This is a genomic window from Streptomyces sp. NPDC104096 (genome assembly GCF_055584385.1).
The window spans coordinates 37302-51882 of sequence record NZ_JBVJMD010000019.1 but is presented as its reverse complement, the minus strand read 5'-3'; the positions used below and the strand labels follow the sequence as shown (position 1 = coordinate 51882).

Here is a 14581-nt window from a genome sequence, read left to right as displayed (position 1 = left end):
AACACGCCCTCGACGCCGCCGGGCCCGCCCTTCGGGCGGACGACGCCACTTTCGAAACACGCCCTAGAACTCCTCGGCGGTCCACGGCCAGGTGGCCTCGCGGCCGGCCTCGATGAGGCCGACCATCCGGAACGCGGCGTCCGTGAGGCCGCCGAAGGTGTGCCGGTGCGGGCCCGTCGGGCCGTGGGCGGGCCGGTATCCCGCAAGGTTCCAGGTGTAGACCGGGATGTCGGCTGGGACCGATTGCGCCGGTCCGCCGTGGCAGCAGTGGGCCGCCTGTTCGTCGGTGACGATCAAAACCCGGTCGTGCCCCCGGTAACGGGCCCGCACCGCCTCCGTGGTGTTGGTGCCGCCCAGATCGTGGAACCGCTCCAGCACCCCGAGCACCGGCTCGCCCTCCTCGAACGACACCTGAGCGCTGTTCGAGCCGAACTCCACCAGATCCGCCCGCTCGGCGCGCATGGCCAGCGCGGTGCCGAACACGGCCGCCGCGTCCGCCCGGGTCAGCCTGGACCGCTCGGAGACGGTGTCGAAGAACATCGAGCCGGAGCGGTCCACCAGGATCAGGGTCCGTCCGGGCAGGGGCGGTACGTTGGCCAGGGAGTGGCCCAGCGCCTGCTCCAGCGCGGCCGCCCAGCGTCGCGACGGCGCGTGCTGGTAGGCGGCCAGGTAGCGGAAGGGGAACTGCCGGGACCGGGACACCTCGGCGGCGTCCGAGAGCCGGGCGGCCACCTGGGCCGCGACATCGTCGGAGACCCCCGCCTCGTCGAAGTTCCGCAGGTTCCGCAGGAGCGCCATCGGCCCCATCGCCGGGATCACGGCCTCCCAGACAGCGGCGTCCAGCGGTCCCTGGAGCCAGCCCGCCAGGGCCTCCCACGTCATGCCCGCCGCGGCCAGCCGCTCGGAGCCGCCCGGCCCCGTCACCAGAGCGCGCCGCTCGTCCGCAGCCGACTCCATCAGCGCCCGATGGGCGGTCAGCAGACGGTCGGAGGAAGGCGGAACGGCCCGCTCCGGGTGGTGGCGGCGGTCCAGGGCGTACCGGAAGAGCGCACCCTGCCAGGGCTTGTCCGGGTCGGGGGAGGCGTGCACCAGGTTGAGTACGTCGCCGAAGCGCAGGCCCTTGGACGCGGTGTCGTACTTGAGCAGGGACCGCGACGTGTACAGACGGCGTACGCCGTCGGCGACGCCCCGCTTCACCGGCTGCGGCACGTTACGCCCGTACGCCGAGATCCAGTGGGCGAGCAGTTCACCGGGCTCGTCGGCGCGCTGGAGCACCGAGTCGATCACGGACCGGTTGGACGGGCCCCCGGACTTTCCGGCCTTGAGCCGGGCGTGCACGTACGCGGCGGCGCCCACCAGGGAAGCCGTGCGCATGTTGCCCTCGCCGCGCAGCCAGCGCAGCAGGCCGGCCGTCCACTCGGGGTCCTGGAGAGCGAGTTCACCGACGAGACGGACGTACCGGTCGTCCCGCTCCGCACCGCTCTCGTAAAAGGTCCGCTGGGAGACGAAGTTGCCGACCGCGAGGAGGAAGAGCTCCTCACGGGGCTCACGGGCGAAGGCTTGGCCGCCCTCGTAGGTGCAGACGGGCGGCCAGGACTGGTGACCGAGTCCTGGTGGACGCAGGGAGACGGCGGCCGCCGAGACATGCGGGGCCACGAGCATCTCGGACCAGATCTTGGAGACGCGTGGGGCGTAACGAGGCAGCGAATCCCCCTGGATTCAAAGGAATGGACGGCCCCGGCCACACGGTCCGACGGGGCGAAGGCGCCCGCGCCTGCCGAGATCAGAGGTGGCGGCGGCGTAACTTGGTTTCGAAAGGAAGTAGCCGCAGCCGAGCGCATCGGAGGCGCGGTCGCGACACCAACGTACAAGCGCCACCGGATCGCGCACCATCGATTTATGCGGGCCCGCGAACCTGCCCGGCGCTCGGACGCCAGGCGGGCGGTTGTTCCGGGTGTCCCGCGAACCGCGATGAGTTCCGCGGCGTTTGGCGGTCTTACTGTCGAATCCGCGACCGAGGAGGACTTCCGATGCGCAGCGTGACCTATTCGATGAGCGTCTCACTCGACGGCTACATCGTCGGGCCGGACGGTGGCTTCGACTGGTCGGAGCCCGACGACGAGGTCTTCCGTTTCTGGATCGACGATATTCGGGACGTCGGCGTGCACCTGCTGGGACGACGGCTGTACGAGACGATGCTGTACTGGGAGACCGCCGACCAGGATTCCTCGCTGGACGACGCCCAGCTCGAGTGGACCGCGCTCTGGAAGCCGCTCCCGAAGGTGGTGTTCTCGACCACGCTGTCGGAGGTGCAGGGCAGCGCCCGTCTGGCCTCCGGCGGCGTGGCGGAGGAGATCGAGCGGTTGCGGTCCGAGCCGGGGGAGGGTGAGATCGCGATCGGCGGCGCGACGCTCGCCGCCGAGGCGGCCGCGTCGGGTCTGATCGACGAGTACCGGGCCGTCGTCTACCCGGTGCTGGTCGGCGGCGGCATTCCGTTCTTCCCGCGGAGTGAACGTCGGGTGGATGTCGAACTCGTCGACACCCGTACCTTCGGTTCGAAGTTCGTCTACCTCCGCTACCGCGTGGTCCGCTGAAGGCCGACCTTGATGGGTCTGTCCGTGACGGGGTCGGTCCGCGACGGGTCTGCGGAGTCTGTCGACGACGGGTCCGTCCGTGCGGGGTGCCTGCCGGGCCTACGGCTCCGCGTCTGCGTGGCCGGGCCCACAGGGCCGTCCGACCGGGCCGGCCGCGAACGTTCTGGGGGTGCCGACCGTCGCCGCGCCGGTGGTCCCGCTCAGCTCCCACGCCTCGTACACCGGCAGCCCCACACTCGCCAGGAACTCCAGGACACCGGTGGGAATCGGCGCCGCGCCGCTGAAGGCCCGGTGACATGCGTCGAGGCCGAGGAAGGCCCGCAGGGGCAGCAGCACCTGTCGGTCGAACTCCTCCAGCGCGCCGGCCGTCTCGGCGGAGACCTCTTCGCCTGCCGAGCGAAGGCGGTACGCGTGCAAAGCGGTTCGCTGGGCCTGCGCGACGGCCGTGGCACGGTCCGCGGGAAGGGCCGCGATCCGCGTCAGCAGGTCGCCGGCGAGCTTCTCCCAGAGCCGGGGGACGCCGAAGACGTCGTGGGGGCGCACCGCGAGCAGCGTGGGCAGGAGTCGGTCGTCGTCCGGGCAGATGGTGACGTGCCCGGCGTTGTGGATGGGCAGGTGGATCCCGAGCACGCGCTCGGTGAAGTGTCCCGTCGGCAGATGGGCGACGGTCCGCGGATGATCCGGGACGGGGGCGAGCCGGTCCAGCATCGCGAACTCGTGGATCACGTCGCGGTGGGAGAGCACCGCGCCCTTGGGGCCGTCGGGGGAGTCCGAGGTGTACACCAGGGCCAGCGGCTGGTCGGGAGCGGCGGCGTCGGTGAGCGCCTCGAACGCGGCCTCGTCGGGCGGCAGCGCGTTGCGTACGGCCGCGTAGCCGACGAAGCGCGGGTCGTCGGCCGGATCGTCGCTCCCGTCGAGTACGACGACGGCGCGAAGGTGCGGCAGGTCGTCCAGTACCGGCCGTCGGCGCCGTAACTGCTGCTCGTCCTCCAGGACGATGACCGTAGCCGCGCTGCGCCGGGCCAGGGCGCCGAACTGCTCGGTGCTCAGTGTGTCGTACGTACTGCACGGCAGTGCGCCCAGGTGCACGGCGGCCAGGTCCGTGACCCAGTGCTCGGGCCGTCCGGACATCGCGACGAGCAATCGGTCGCCCCGACGCAGGCCGAGCGCGGCCAGGCCGCGGGCGAGGGCCGCGACCTCGGAGCGCAGCTGGGCCCAGGTCAGGGTTTCCGCGTCCGGGCCGGGGTCGGTGGTCAGTGCGGGCCGTCCGGCGAACTCCCGCGCGTTGCGCCGCAGTAGCGCGGTGATCGTCAGCTCCTCGACGTACGGGTGTAGCGGCTCTGCTGTGGTCACGGCGGGTTCCCTCCATCACGAAACCGTGTGCGGACGGTGCGCGGCGAGCTCACAAGACCCGGGAGACCACAGGCGTCTCCCTGGTTCGGTGAAGACTCTGGCGCTCTTGCCCGGCCTGTGCTCCCCTAGGGGTGATACGAGGAGCCTCAATGTGTTTCATCGTATCAAGTCATCGAACTCGAGGAGGAGTTCAGCGCAATGGACGCGATCAGCAGGCGCAAGATGTTGATGACAGGAGGGGCCCTGGGGGCCCTCGGGGCGCTGGGTCTGGCCACGCCTGCCAACGCCCGGACCCTGTGGACCTGGGCGCCGGACACGTCGGTGGCCGGCTCCGGATCGGGGCTCGACCCGCAGTGGGTGTGGGACGAGGAGGCCGACCCGGTGCTCGCGGCCGTACTCGACCGCGGCAACGTGTCCGCGATCAACGAGCAACTGGCCACCTGGACCCGCAACGACCAGGAGCCGCCCGCCGGACTCCCGTCAGACTTAAGGGAGTTCATGGACCACGCCCGCCAGTTGCCGTCCTGGGCGGACCGGGCGAAACTCGACCGCGCCTCCCGGATCAACTCGAAGAAGGGGATCTACATCGGAGCGCTCTACGGCCTCGGCAGCGGCCTGATGAGCACCGCCATACCCCGGGAGTCGCGCGCCGTCTACTACTCCAAGGGCGGCGCCGACATGAAGGACCGCATCGCCAAGACGGCGAAACTCGGCTACGACATCGGGGCCACGGACGCCTACCTGCCGCAAGGCTCGATGATCGTGACCGCGGTGAAGACGCGGATGGTGCACGCGGCGGTACGCCATCTGCTGCCGCAGTCCCCGGCCTGGACCCAGACCAGCGGCGGCCAGACGATACCGATCAGCCAGGCCGACATCCTGGTCACCTGGCACAGCCTCGCCACGTTCGTCATGCGCAAGATGAAGGAGTGGGGTGTCCGGGTCAGCACCGACGACGCGGACGCGTATCTGCACGTATGGCAGGTCAGCGCCCACATGCTCGGGGTGCGCGACGAGTACATCCCGGCCTCCTGGGACGCGGCCAACGCCCAGTCCAAGCAGCTCCTCGACCCGGTGCTCGCCCCCACCCCCGAGGGCAAGGCGCTGACCGACGTCCTCCTGGGCATCGTGGCGCAACTCGACCTCGGTCTGACCCGTCCCCTGATCAGCGCGTTCTCCAGGTACACGCTCGGCGACCGGATCGGCAACATGATCGGCCTCTCCCAGGAGCCGATCCTGGAGCCGCTGATCGCGACGGCCTGGCCGCTCCTGGTGGCCTTCCGGGAGGGCCTGATCCCCCTTCCCGCGATCCCGGCGATCGCCTGGACCGTGGAGGAGGCGCTGCGCCAGTTCGTGCTGTTCTTCCTCAACGAGGCGCAGCCGATCGCCATCACGATCCCGGACATGAACCGCCCTGCCTGAACATCCTCGCCCGAACCGCACAGCAACCCCGACACCCCGGTGCCGTACCTCTGCCGGGCCCCGTCCGCTGCCAGGGGCGGCCGTCAACCCCACCGCCCACCGCCCCTGGCAGCACTCCCCGACCTGGTACGCAGGCCTTGGCCGAACCGACGTGGGCGATGAAGCGCGGACCCTCGGTCCGATGCGCGCCTCCGCAGCGCGCGGGACCGTGCGGCGAACGTCGAGCACGTCGCGCACCTCATGTCCAGGTGTGGGCGGGCCGGGAGCTCCGGCCCTCGCACCGCGGATCAGACCGCCACCAGCGCCGCCGCGACGTCCTCCGTGTACGAGAACGAATGCGCCGCGTCGGGATCGCCGTGGACGAGGGCCAGTTCACCCTCGCGGACCCGAGGCGCGACCGGCAGCGTGAACGCCGAGACCGCTCCAGGGCCCAGGTACTGGCCTGCTCGCACTTCGGTGACCCGCAGCCGCCCCTCGTCGTGGGCGTCCTTGCGGGAGGCGGCCGCCGAGGGCAAGCGTGTCGCCTCGATCTGCAGTGGTGCCTTCGTCCTCGCCCAGGCCGGGCTCCTCGACGGCCGTGTCGCCACGACCCACTGGACCCTGGCCGAGGAACTGCGGCGCGCCTTCCCCGCGGTGCGCGTGGACGCCGACCGGCTGTTCGCCGAGGACGGGCCGATCGTCACCGGTGCGGGCTCGGCCGCCGGGATCGACCTGTGCCTGCACCTGATCGGTTCCGACTACGGCGCGGCCGTGGCCGACGCGGCGGCCCGCGCCGCCGTTGTCACCCCGGTGCGCCACGGCGGGCAGGCGCAGTTCGTGCATACCCCCCTACCGGCCGGGACCGACTCCTCGTTGGACGCGGCCCGCATCTGGGCACTGCGACATCTGGACCAGTCGATCTCCCTGCGCGATCTGGCCGGTCGGGCCAAGGCCAGTGTGCGGACCCTGACCCGCCGCTTCACGGCCGAGACCGGTGTGACCCCGTTCCAATGGCTGCTCCAGCAGCGGCTGTTGCGGGCCCGCGAGCTTATGGAGACCACCGATCTCACCGTCGACCACGTGGCCGACCGCAGCGGCCTCGGCTCCGGCGAGTAGATCCGCCGGCATCTGAGCCACCGGATCGGCGTGACCCCGGCCGCCTACCGAAGCGCCTTCGCGCACCGCCCGAGGGTGAAGACCGGTCAGTGACCGTGCGCGCCCGGGTCCGGAAGTGGCGTTCGTAGGTGGTCGCTTGCGAAACACCCGGGCTGGTCGCTTGTGAAACACCCGGACTCCGGCGGTCCACCTGTGGTGGCCACCGCCAAGTCGCACGTCTCACGTCTCACGCCCGCTCACCGAACCGGGCGCCCGGGACCGGGCCCAACAGGTCGTCACCGCCTACGGGACGGGGCTCGTCACCCCGCCTCGCCGATGCCGTCCCGTACGGTGCGCAGGAGCCTGACCGCAGCGGGTCAGGCGGTCGACGCCGGTGCGCCCTCGTGCTCGTTCCCGGTCGGCTCGCGGCCGGCGACCGGGCGGCGGGCGAGCCGAATCGCGAGGGCCGCCAGCAGGATCGCGACGGCGAGCAGACCCAGCGGGATGCCGGTGCTCAGCCACCACCACACACGCTCTGCGGTGGCGGCGTCGTGAGCCTGCTTGTGCACCGAGGCGTCGATGCCCTTGACGGCGACGTCGGTCACGGGGAACAGCGTGACCGGGCCGCCCGCGCCCTCCGTCCGGGCGAGCACCGTCTGGTGGAGGGCGCCGTTCAGAGCCAGACCGGTGCTCGCGTCGACCCAGCCGGTGCGCACGGTGGTGGAGGTGTAGGTGAGGGGGACGGTCTCGGGCAGTGCGGCGAGCACCGCCTTGTCGGGCTGTCGGGCCGCGGGCAGCGCGGCGGAGAGGGCCGTCACCGCGCTGCGGGGGAGCGCCTTGGGCAGGACGTCGACGGTGGCGGGATCGGCGAGGGAGCCCGTGGCCTTGACGTCGTACCGGTAGGCGTCGCGGCCGTTCACCGACTCCTGTCCGGTGTACCGGGCGGGCACCGTCTTGCGGATGCCGGTGTCCCAGAAGCGGTAGTCGCGCCTCTCGGGGTCCAGCGGCCAGGAGAACACCAGGCCCGTGTGCTTCTCGGCGCCGGAGCCTGCGGGCGCCGGGCGATCCGCGAGAGTGCGCCGGTCCACCGCCCAGACGTGCTTGGCGGAGTTCAACGGCTTGCCGTCGGGACCCCGCAGCACCGCGTCGTCGAGGACCACGGCGGTGCTGCCATCGGTGTCCTTGACGGCGATGCGCCAGTCCAGGGTGACCGGCAGATCCGTGAGGAACGCATGGGTTTGATCACCGGCCGCCAGGGCCGGGGCGTTGAGCAGGGATGCGGTGCCCTTGTAGTGGAACGTGGTGTCGGCGCCGGACGGTATCTGGTGCAGGTCGGGATAGACGGCGAACCGGGTGAGCGCCGACGCGGCCACCAGGACCGCGGCCGACCCGGTCAGAATCCAGCTGCTCTTGCGCATGGCGTTCTCCTCGGGACGGGATGCCGATGGGCTGCCACTCGACGTGCTGTGCTTTCATCCGTACTTAGCGAGCGCTAGGTAAATTATGAGCAACGCGTCGAGGGGTCAACACTTCGCGCGAACTCCAACTGCCCGGTTTTCAAGCGCTACTTGGTGACACTCACCCAACAAGTGATCCTTTTCGGAAGAGGGGCATTCCTAGCGATCGCTAGTTAAGACCGCGCGTCGCGCATCAGCGGTCGCCACGAGTGCGGGACCCCTGGCCGGTGGGCCGTCACCCCGGGCGCTCTCGCATGCCATGATCGGTGACGTACGGAGCCCGACCGAAGGGAAGGACACCATGCCCGCCTATGCGATAGCGCACCTGCAAGAGGCCACCCCGGTCCCGGAGATCGCCGAGTACATCGAGCGCATCACCGCCACCCTCACACCGCACGGCGGCCGGTTCCTGGTGCACGCCGCACAGCATGAGGTGAAGGAGGGCAGCTGGCCCGGGCACGTCGTGGTGATCGGTTTCCCCGGGATCGCCGAGGCGCGGGCCTGGTGGGACTCGCCCGCGTACCAGGAGATCGCACCACTGCGCTCGCGGCACATCGAGGGCGACATCATCCTGGTCGAGGGCGTCCCCGAGAGCTACGACCCGGCTACGACCGCCAAGGCGATGCGGGAGAGCCTGCCGGCCGAGTAGTCCCAGGTCCGGGCCCGGCGCAACGGCGTCGGGCCCGACCGGTCGGAACTCGACGCGACCTACGTCTCGTACTCCGGCAGCTCCGCCCTGAGCAGCCAGGGTGACTACGTGCGCATCGACGGGCCCGGCGTCCGGGCCGAGTTCGTCTGCCGGAACGGCGTGGTCTACCGCAATCGGGTCCACTGCCACACCGTGTACCGCCACCACACCCGCGACTACGGCGGAGAGTTCTCGTTCCGATGGACCGCCCACCGCTCCCGCTGTCATCGGCACTGCGCATGACGGTCGGGGTCGCGGTGGCGGTACTGGCGGCGCTGCTCCTGACGGCGCCGGCCGCCGCGCATCTCATGGCGCACTCGCTGCTACTGCTCGACGCCGCCGGTCAGGGATGAGGCCGGACGCCCGCAGCCCGCTCGTATGATGCCGGGCATGGCGCGCTTCGAGGACCTCTGCGGCTCCCTGTGGGACACCGACGGCGAGGCCGTCGTCCAGCCGCCGCTGACGGACGAGGCGATCGTGGAGGCCGAGCGGCTGCTGGACGTCACGCTGCCCGCTTCCCTGCTCGACCTGCTGCGTCATCGCAACGGAGGCGTGGTCGCGGAGAGCCGCGACGCCTTCCCGACGAGCGAGCCGACGTCGTGGAGCGCCGACCACGTTCCGTTCGACTTCGTGATGGGCATCGGCGGCCGTGAGGGCACGCTCTCCCTGCTCGACAGCCCGTACCTGATCGTGGAATGGGGACTTCCGGGCGCGGTGGTCCTGGTGTCCGCCGCCGGCGCGGCGTGCTTCATCGGGCTCGACTACCGAGCCTGCGGCCGGCACGGCGAACCCTCGGTCGTCTGGTTCGACGCGGACCGCGGTACCGAACTGACCCTCGCCCCGGACTTCCGCTCCTTCGTCGAAAGGCTCGTCCCCGCGGGCGACTTCGAGAACGAGGACGAGGAAGAAGTCCCCGACTGAGCCCCGCCGGTGCCAGGGCTCCGGAAACCCCGCGGGAGGCGGTCTCGGGGCGGCCGACCTGCCGCGCCTATGCGACAGCAGGACTGCGGCGCTCGATCAGCACCACGTCGCGCCAGACGCCGTGGTGCTTGCCGATGCGCTCGCGCGTGCCGATGACGCGGAATCCGGCCCGCTGGTGGAGGGCCAGGCTGCCGGTGTTCTCGGGGAAGACGCCGGACTGGACGGTCCAGACGCCCGCCGCCTCGGTCGAAGCGATCAGGGCGCTCAGCAGCGCCGAGCCGATGCCGCGGCCGCGGGCGTCGGGATGGACGTACACCGAGTGCTCGACCACCCCCGCGTAGACGCACCGGTCCGACACCGTCACCGCCGCGACCCAGCCGAGTACCCGGCCCGAGTCGTCGACGGCGACGTGCCGGTGGCCGGGCAGCTTGGTGGCGTCGAAGTGTTCCCAGGTGGGCGCGGTCGTCTCGAAAGTGGCGTTGCCCTCGTCGATGCCGAGTTGGTAGATCGTCAGGACCTCGGTGGCGTGTTCGGGGCCCATGGCCGTGATGCGCGGGCCGGGCGGAACGCTCACGCTCGGCCCACCGGGGCGATCTCGTCGATCAGTTCGCGGACGCGCTTTTCGATCTCGTCGCGAATGGGCCGCACGGCGGCGACGCCCTGCCCGGCCGGGTCCGGGAGCTCCCAGTCGAGGTAACGCTTGCCGGGGAAGACCGGGCAGGTGTCGCCGCAGCCCATCGTGATGACGACGTCCGAGGCGTGCACGGATTCGACCGTGAGCACCTTCGGGACCTCGGCCGAGACGTCGATGCCGACCTCGGCCATGGCGTCGACGACGGCCGGGTTGACCGTCGTGGCGGGAGCGGACCCGGCGGAACGCACGTGGACACGTTCGCCCGCGAGATGGGTGAGGAACGCGGCGGCCATCTGGGAGCGCCCGGCGTTGTGCACGCAGACGAAGAGCACGGACGGCCGTTCGGCAGGGATGTTCATGGCGGTTGCGCTTTCTGGCGGCGGGCCGGTCAGGGGAGTACGGGGGCAGCGAGTTCGGGTTCGCCCTGGGGACCGGCGGGGGCGGCTGGTGCCGGTGCCGACTGCCCGAATATCGCGCGCAACAGTCCCAGCCCCATTGCGGCGCCCAGCAGTTGGGCCGCGATGAACGGGCCGACGGAGCCGGGGGAGATTCCGGCGAAGGTGTCGGTGAAGGCCCGCCCGATGGTGACCGCGGGGTTCGCGAAGGAGGTCGACGACGTGAACCAGTACGCCGCGCCGATATATGCGGACACGGCCACGGGTGCGTGGCGGGCCTGACCGGTGCGGGCCAGGCCGAGGATCAGCAGGACGAGCCCGGCGGTCGCGACGACCTCGCCCAGCCACAGATGACCGGCGAAGCGGTCGTGGGTGGACCACTGCGCGAGCGGCCTGCCGAACATCGCGTCCGCCAGGACCGCACCCGCGACGGCTCCCGCGACCTGGGCCGGTATGTACGCGGCGGCCTCACGCGCGGTCGGTCCGCCCCCGGTGCGGCGGCCGTCGACCCAGGCGGCGAGGGTGACGGCCGGGTTGAAGTGCGCTCCGGACGCCGGCCCCAGGAGCAGGATCAGCACGCCCAGGCCGAAGACCGTGGCCAGTGAGTCGGCGAGCAGTCGCACGCCCACGTCATGGGTCAGTTCGGTGGCTTGGACGCCGGAGCCGACGACCACCGCGACCAGGGCGGCGGACCCGACCGCCTCGGCGGCGACCCGGCGGCCCAGCGGGACGCTCACGCGGTCGCCCCGGCCGTGCTCGATGTCCGCAGGAAGGCGGCGAGCCGGTCGAGGGTGGCGGGCAGCGCCCAGTAGTAGACCCAGGTGCCGCGTCGCTCGCAGTCGATCAGACCGGCCTGCCGCAGCAGCTTGAGGTGGTGCGAGATCGTCGGCTGGGACAGCTCGAAGGCCGGGGTCAGGTCGCAGACGCAGACCTCACCGCCCGCCCGCGACGCGATCATCGACAGCAGTCGCAGGCGCACCGGGTCGCCCAGGGCCTTGAACAGCCTGGCCAGTTCGGCCGCCTGCCCGTCGTCCAGCGGGGCGGTCACCAGGCCGGGGCAGCATGCGCCGCTCTCGTCGTCCTGGCCGAGGACCACAAGTTCTTGCTTTGACATACGTCTATGTTGACATCCTTCGATACAGACCGCAAGGTTGCATCGATAAACGTCAATGCAAGTCGATGGGAGCCCAGTGATGTCCCGTGCTCAGCTCGCCCTGCGGGTCGGCGACCTGGAAGCGTCGATCGCCTTCTACTCGAAGCTCTTCGGTACCGAACCGGCCAAGCGGCGCGAGGGCTACGCCAACTTCGCCATCACCGAGCCCCCGCTCAAGCTCGTCCTGATCGAAGGCGGCCCTGGTGAGGAGACCCGGCTCGACCATCTCGGCGTCGAGGTCGAGTCCACCGACCAGGTCCACGCCGCCACCGGCCGCCTCAAAGACGCGGGCCTGGCCGCCTTCGAGGAGAACGACACCTCCTGCTGCTACGCCCTCCAGGACAAGGTTTGGGTGCACGGACCCGGCCGGGAACCGTGGGAGGTCTATGTCGTGAAGGCCGACGCGGACACCCTCGGAAAGAGCGCCGACCCCGACCCCGCCGGTGCCACCGGCGACGGCTGCTGCGCCGACCGGGCCACCGGACCTGCCGCCGAGTCGGCAGGCTGCGGCTGCGGATGAACCGGCGGTTCACGGGCTTGCCGCTGTCCCGTGAACGAGAGAGCCGTCCGGCGAAGCGCCTGCCTGTGACAGGCGGGCATGGCGGAGCCCCCTCACCGCTCGGCAGGGGGCTCCATCAGTGCTCGCTCAGCAGACCGCGGGCGGGATGCTCTGGTCGTACTGGAGGACGTTCTGCGGGTCGTACTTCGCCTTGATCCTGCGCAGGCGGGCGAAGTTGTTCGGCCAGTAGGCGGTCTCCCAGTCCTGCGTGCCGATGTTCGGCACGCTGACGTAGGCGCCGTCCACGTACGGGCGCAGCTTCTGGCTGAACTCGGCGATCCAGGCCTGGGCCTGCGGGGTGAGCGGATCGCAGATGCCCGGCTGGTCACTGCGCTTGCCCCAGCCGACACCCGGCTCGGCGTAGAAGAGCGCGTCGCGGTGCGGGAACGCCGTCCCGCCGCGGGGGCTCTTCCTGACCGCCCCGCCGAACGCCTGGACGAAGTAGTTGCTGTCGTCCGTGGGCGCCGTTGGCGCGTCCTGGGCCGTCCAGGCTGACGCTCATGCTGATCCGGTGGCGGGTGAACGCCTCGCACCAGGCGTCGTCGATCAGGGTGGCATCGGTCTGTACGGCGTGAGTGACCCGGTCGTCGTCACCGCCGCCCCTGGGGCCGAACCGGACGATCTGCTGCCTCGCTCGCGATCCGGGCTCGCGCCGAAAAGGCCCTACCGGCCCGCGATCTGCGGGCGGTCGCGGCGAGCGTCGTGCAGGACCGAACCCCACCAGAGCAACTGGTCGAGCATGGTCCTGGCGGCGTTCTCGGGGCCCTGCGGGTCCCGGAGCGTGCCGTCGGGGGCGAAGAGGAGGTAGTAGCTGGGGAAGGAGACGTAGTCGCGCACGGTGTGGGCGTGCAACTCGTTGAAGACCTGGCGCAGTTGCTCGATCGCCAGCAGCCCGCCGCTGAGGCCGCTGTAGCCGACGAAGCCGATCGGCTTGGCCTTCCACTGGGTGTAGTGCCAGTCGATGGCGGTCTTGAGGGAGGCCGGGAAGCTGCGGTTGTAGTCGGGCGTCACGATGACGACCGCGTCGGCGGCGTCGAGCCGCCGGGTCAGTTCGGCCATGCCCTCGGGACGCGGCGGGTCGGGCTGCATGGCCGGCGATGTGGGCGGCAGTGCGAGCGGGAGGTCGACGTCCGCCAGATCGATCAGGCTGATCGTGAACTCGTCGTGGCGCTTGGCCTGTTCGACGAACCAGTCGGCCACCACCGGGCCGAAGCGGCCTTCCCGGACACTGCCGACGATCACTGCGAGATTCAGTCGTGCACTGGACATGGCTGTGCTTCTCCTACGAAGGGGTCGGTGCCGCCCCGGGCCGGGGCGTGCGCTCCACGGTGTCGGAGAGGCGGAGGACGAGGGAGACCGGGCGGAGGGTGGTAGGGACAGGGCCACGATCCGCCGGGGCCGCCGGTGCTACGTTCGAGGAATGAGCGACAGCGAGCTCGGTCTCTTCCTGCGGCTGCGCCGGGAAGCCGTCACACCGGCCGAGGTGGGACTGCCCGCCGGGCCGCGGCGCCGTACGCCGGGACTGCGCCGCGCGGAAGTGGCGACGCTCGCCGGGATGAGCGTCGAGTACGTCACCAGGCTGGAGCAGGGGCGCGACCGCAGGCCCTCGGTGCAGGTGCTGGCGGCCCTGGCGGACGCGCTGCTGCTCACCCCCGGTGAACGGGTGCATCTGCACCGGCTCGCCAAGGGGGCCGACCCCGGCTTCAGCTGCCGGGGCGGGGCGGGACCGAACAGGGCGGTCAGGCCCACGGTGCGGGCGCTGCTGGAGCGGCTGGAACCGGCGCCCGCCGTGCTGGTGAACCGGCTGAGCGAGATACTGGCCTGCACCGACGGGTACCGGCGGCTGGCCGAACCGCTCGGCATGCTGGACGGGGTCCGGCCCAGTCTCGCCCGCTTCGTCTTCACCGACCCGCGGGCACACACGGTCTACCCGGACTGGGACACGGTCGCCGACGAACAGGTCGCGTCCCTCAAGCAGGGGCCGGGGCGAACCGACGCCCAAGTAGGCACGCTGATGGACGAGTTGACGGTGTCCTGCGGGAAACCGTTCGCCGAGCGGCTGCGGACGCTACCGGGGCTGCCGCGGGCGAACGGGGTCGTGCGCATGGTCCATCCGCAGGTGGGAGAGGTACGGCTGGCGTACGAAACCCTCGGCCTGCCCGCCGACGACGACCAGCACCTCGTCGTCCACCTGGCGGCCGACGAGGCGAGCGCCGCCGCCCTCGACCGTCTCACCGGCCGCCGCCCCGGGGCCTTGCGGGCGGTCTGAGCGGTACCGCCGCCGCCCGCGAGGCGCCCGGCCGGAAGTTCCCGGCCGGGCGCCTGAGGGAG

18 protein-coding genes and 1 pseudogene are annotated in these 14581 nt (G+C 71.2%); 9 read left to right on the top strand and 10 right to left on the bottom strand.

Features of this window, described 5'->3' with window-relative positions; genetic code table 11:
* Positions 1 to 63: 63 nt before the first annotated feature.
* Entirely contained in the window at positions 64 to 1662 is a 1599-nt protein-coding gene (locus tag ACZ60B_RS20705) for a TROVE domain-containing protein (protein WP_469388930.1), read from the bottom strand.
* Between the two features lie 368 nt (positions 1663 to 2030).
* Between ACZ60B_RS20705 and ACZ60B_RS20700 the strand changes: the two genes are divergently transcribed.
* Positions 2031 to 2594: a dihydrofolate reductase family protein gene (locus ACZ60B_RS20700; protein WP_469388928.1), complete on the top strand. Its 564-nt coding sequence runs from the start codon at positions 2031 to 2033 to the stop codon at positions 2592 to 2594.
* Positions 2595 to 2693: 99 nt separating this feature from the next.
* Here the strand turns inward: ACZ60B_RS20700 and ACZ60B_RS20695 are convergent, their stop codons facing one another.
* Positions 2694 to 3947 (bottom strand): AMP-binding protein, encoded by a 1254-nt coding sequence (locus ACZ60B_RS20695; RefSeq protein ID WP_469388926.1) that lies wholly within the window; start codon positions 3945 to 3947, stop codon positions 2694 to 2696.
* A 198-nt stretch (positions 3948 to 4145) separates the two neighbouring features.
* Between ACZ60B_RS20695 and ACZ60B_RS20690 the strand changes: the two genes are divergently transcribed.
* Positions 4146 to 5369, top strand: a complete 1224-nt coding sequence (locus tag ACZ60B_RS20690; protein WP_469388924.1) for an oxygenase MpaB family protein — start codon at positions 4146 to 4148, stop codon at positions 5367 to 5369.
* Positions 5370 to 5656: 287 nt separating this feature from the next.
* On the opposite strand, the gene ACZ60B_RS20685 is transcribed toward ACZ60B_RS20690, so the two are convergent.
* Positions 5657 to 5884, bottom strand: a complete 228-nt coding sequence (locus tag ACZ60B_RS20685) for a hypothetical protein (protein ID WP_469388922.1) — start codon at positions 5882 to 5884, stop codon at positions 5657 to 5659.
* Here ACZ60B_RS20685 and ACZ60B_RS20680 point away from each other — a divergent pair.
* Positions 5859 to 6464 carry a GlxA family transcriptional regulator gene (locus tag ACZ60B_RS20680; protein WP_469388920.1) on the top strand — a complete coding sequence of 202 codons (606 nt, stop codon included), beginning with the start codon at positions 5859 to 5861 and terminating at the stop codon, positions 6462 to 6464. The genes ACZ60B_RS20685 and ACZ60B_RS20680 overlap by 26 nt on opposite strands.
* A 356-nt stretch (positions 6465 to 6820) precedes the next feature.
* On the opposite strand, the gene ACZ60B_RS20675 is transcribed toward ACZ60B_RS20680, so the two are convergent.
* Positions 6821 to 7861 (bottom strand): porin PorA family protein, encoded by a 1041-nt coding sequence (locus ACZ60B_RS20675; protein WP_469388918.1) that lies wholly within the window; start codon positions 7859 to 7861, stop codon positions 6821 to 6823.
* A gap of 340 nt (positions 7862 to 8201) precedes the next feature.
* Between ACZ60B_RS20675 and ACZ60B_RS20670 the strand changes: the two genes are divergently transcribed.
* The 4 genes and pseudogenes from ACZ60B_RS20670 to ACZ60B_RS20655 all read left to right on the top strand — a co-directional run bounded on the left by ACZ60B_RS20670 (position 8202) and on the right by ACZ60B_RS20655 (position 9509).
* Entirely contained in the window at positions 8202 to 8549 is a 348-nt protein-coding gene (locus ACZ60B_RS20670; RefSeq protein WP_469388916.1) for a DUF1330 domain-containing protein, read from the top strand.
* Between the two features lie 51 nt (positions 8550 to 8600).
* Positions 8601 to 8831 (top strand): annotated as a pseudogene (locus ACZ60B_RS20665) (DUF3500 domain-containing protein); the annotation flags it as partial.
* Positions 8789 to 8941, top strand: coding sequence for a hypothetical protein (locus ACZ60B_RS20660; RefSeq protein ID WP_469388914.1), 153 nt, complete (start codon positions 8789 to 8791; stop codon positions 8939 to 8941). The pseudogene ACZ60B_RS20665 and the gene ACZ60B_RS20660, both read left to right, overlap by 43 nt.
* A 37-nt stretch (positions 8942 to 8978) precedes the next feature.
* Positions 8979 to 9509 carry an SMI1/KNR4 family protein gene (locus ACZ60B_RS20655; RefSeq protein ID WP_469388912.1) on the top strand — a complete coding sequence of 177 codons (531 nt, stop codon included), beginning with the start codon at positions 8979 to 8981 and terminating at the stop codon, positions 9507 to 9509.
* A 67-nt stretch (positions 9510 to 9576) separates the two neighbouring features.
* Here the strand turns inward: ACZ60B_RS20655 and ACZ60B_RS20650 are convergent, their stop codons facing one another.
* Genes ACZ60B_RS20650 through ACZ60B_RS20635 form a run of 4 tightly spaced genes read right to left on the bottom strand, consistent with a single transcriptional unit; the run spans position 9577 to position 11652 of the window.
* On the bottom strand, positions 9577 to 10050 hold the full coding sequence (locus ACZ60B_RS20650) for a GNAT family N-acetyltransferase (RefSeq protein WP_469389083.1): 474 nt from the start codon (positions 10048 to 10050) through the stop codon (positions 9577 to 9579).
* Positions 10051 to 10079: 29 nt separating this feature from the next.
* Positions 10080 to 10502 (bottom strand): arsenate reductase ArsC, encoded by a 423-nt coding sequence (locus tag ACZ60B_RS20645; protein ID WP_469388910.1) that lies wholly within the window; start codon positions 10500 to 10502, stop codon positions 10080 to 10082.
* A 29-nt stretch (positions 10503 to 10531) separates the two neighbouring features.
* Positions 10532 to 11275 (bottom strand): aquaporin, encoded by a 744-nt coding sequence (locus tag ACZ60B_RS20640; RefSeq protein ID WP_469388908.1) that lies wholly within the window; start codon positions 11273 to 11275, stop codon positions 10532 to 10534.
* Positions 11272 to 11652, bottom strand: a complete 381-nt coding sequence (locus ACZ60B_RS20635; protein ID WP_469388906.1) for an ArsR/SmtB family transcription factor — start codon at positions 11650 to 11652, stop codon at positions 11272 to 11274. Before ACZ60B_RS20635 ends, ACZ60B_RS20640 begins: the two co-directional genes overlap by 4 nt.
* A 79-nt stretch (positions 11653 to 11731) precedes the next feature.
* Here ACZ60B_RS20635 and ACZ60B_RS20630 point away from each other — a divergent pair, with 79 nt between their 5' ends.
* Complete coding sequence (locus tag ACZ60B_RS20630; protein WP_469388904.1) at positions 11732 to 12211, top strand: ArsI/CadI family heavy metal resistance metalloenzyme; 480 nt, start codon at positions 11732 to 11734, stop codon at positions 12209 to 12211.
* Between the two features lie 126 nt (positions 12212 to 12337).
* On the opposite strand, the gene ACZ60B_RS20625 is transcribed toward ACZ60B_RS20630, so the two are convergent.
* Entirely contained in the window at positions 12338 to 12496 is a 159-nt protein-coding gene (locus ACZ60B_RS20625) for a BBE domain-containing protein (protein WP_469388902.1), read from the bottom strand.
* Between the two features lie 417 nt (positions 12497 to 12913).
* A complete protein-coding gene (locus tag ACZ60B_RS20620; RefSeq protein ID WP_469388895.1) occupies positions 12914 to 13519 on the bottom strand; it encodes an NADPH-dependent FMN reductase in 606 nt (201 codons plus the stop codon).
* Positions 13520 to 13670: 151 nt separating this feature from the next.
* Between ACZ60B_RS20620 and ACZ60B_RS20615 the strand changes: the two genes are divergently transcribed.
* Positions 13671 to 14519: a helix-turn-helix transcriptional regulator gene (locus ACZ60B_RS20615; protein ID WP_469388885.1), complete on the top strand. Its 849-nt coding sequence runs from the start codon at positions 13671 to 13673 to the stop codon at positions 14517 to 14519.
* Positions 14520 to 14581 lie beyond the last annotated feature (62 nt).

Bases quoted from the DNA above. Each gene is read 5' to 3' on its own strand.
- ACZ60B_RS20620 (WP_469388895.1), bottom strand. From the start codon at position 13,519: ATGTCCAGTGCACGACTGAATCTCGCAGTGATCGTCGGCAGTGTCCGG.
- ACZ60B_RS20660 (WP_469388914.1), top strand. From the start codon at position 8,789: ATGGACCGCCCACCGCTCCCGCTGTCATCGGCACTGCGCATGACGGTC.
- ACZ60B_RS20670 (WP_469388916.1), top strand. From the start codon at position 8,202: ATGCCCGCCTATGCGATAGCGCACCTGCAAGAGGCCACCCCGGTCCCG.
- ACZ60B_RS20655 (WP_469388912.1), top strand. From the start codon at position 8,979: ATGGCGCGCTTCGAGGACCTCTGCGGCTCCCTGTGGGACACCGACGGC.
- ACZ60B_RS20615 (WP_469388885.1), top strand. From the start codon at position 13,671: ATGAGCGACAGCGAGCTCGGTCTCTTCCTGCGGCTGCGCCGGGAAGCC.
- ACZ60B_RS20690 (WP_469388924.1), top strand. From the start codon at position 4,146: ATGGACGCGATCAGCAGGCGCAAGATGTTGATGACAGGAGGGGCCCTG.
- ACZ60B_RS20630 (WP_469388904.1), top strand. From the start codon at position 11,732: ATGTCCCGTGCTCAGCTCGCCCTGCGGGTCGGCGACCTGGAAGCGTCG.
- ACZ60B_RS20705 (WP_469388930.1), bottom strand. From the start codon at position 1,662: ATGCTCGTGGCCCCGCATGTCTCGGCGGCCGCCGTCTCCCTGCGTCCA.
- ACZ60B_RS20700 (WP_469388928.1), top strand. From the start codon at position 2,031: ATGCGCAGCGTGACCTATTCGATGAGCGTCTCACTCGACGGCTACATC.
- ACZ60B_RS20650 (WP_469389083.1), bottom strand. From the start codon at position 10,050: ATGGGCCCCGAACACGCCACCGAGGTCCTGACGATCTACCAACTCGGC.
- ACZ60B_RS20675 (WP_469388918.1), bottom strand. From the start codon at position 7,861: ATGCGCAAGAGCAGCTGGATTCTGACCGGGTCGGCCGCGGTCCTGGTG.
- ACZ60B_RS20635 (WP_469388906.1), bottom strand. From the start codon at position 11,652: ATGTCAAAGCAAGAACTTGTGGTCCTCGGCCAGGACGACGAGAGCGGC.
- ACZ60B_RS20645 (WP_469388910.1), bottom strand. From the start codon at position 10,502: ATGAACATCCCTGCCGAACGGCCGTCCGTGCTCTTCGTCTGCGTGCAC.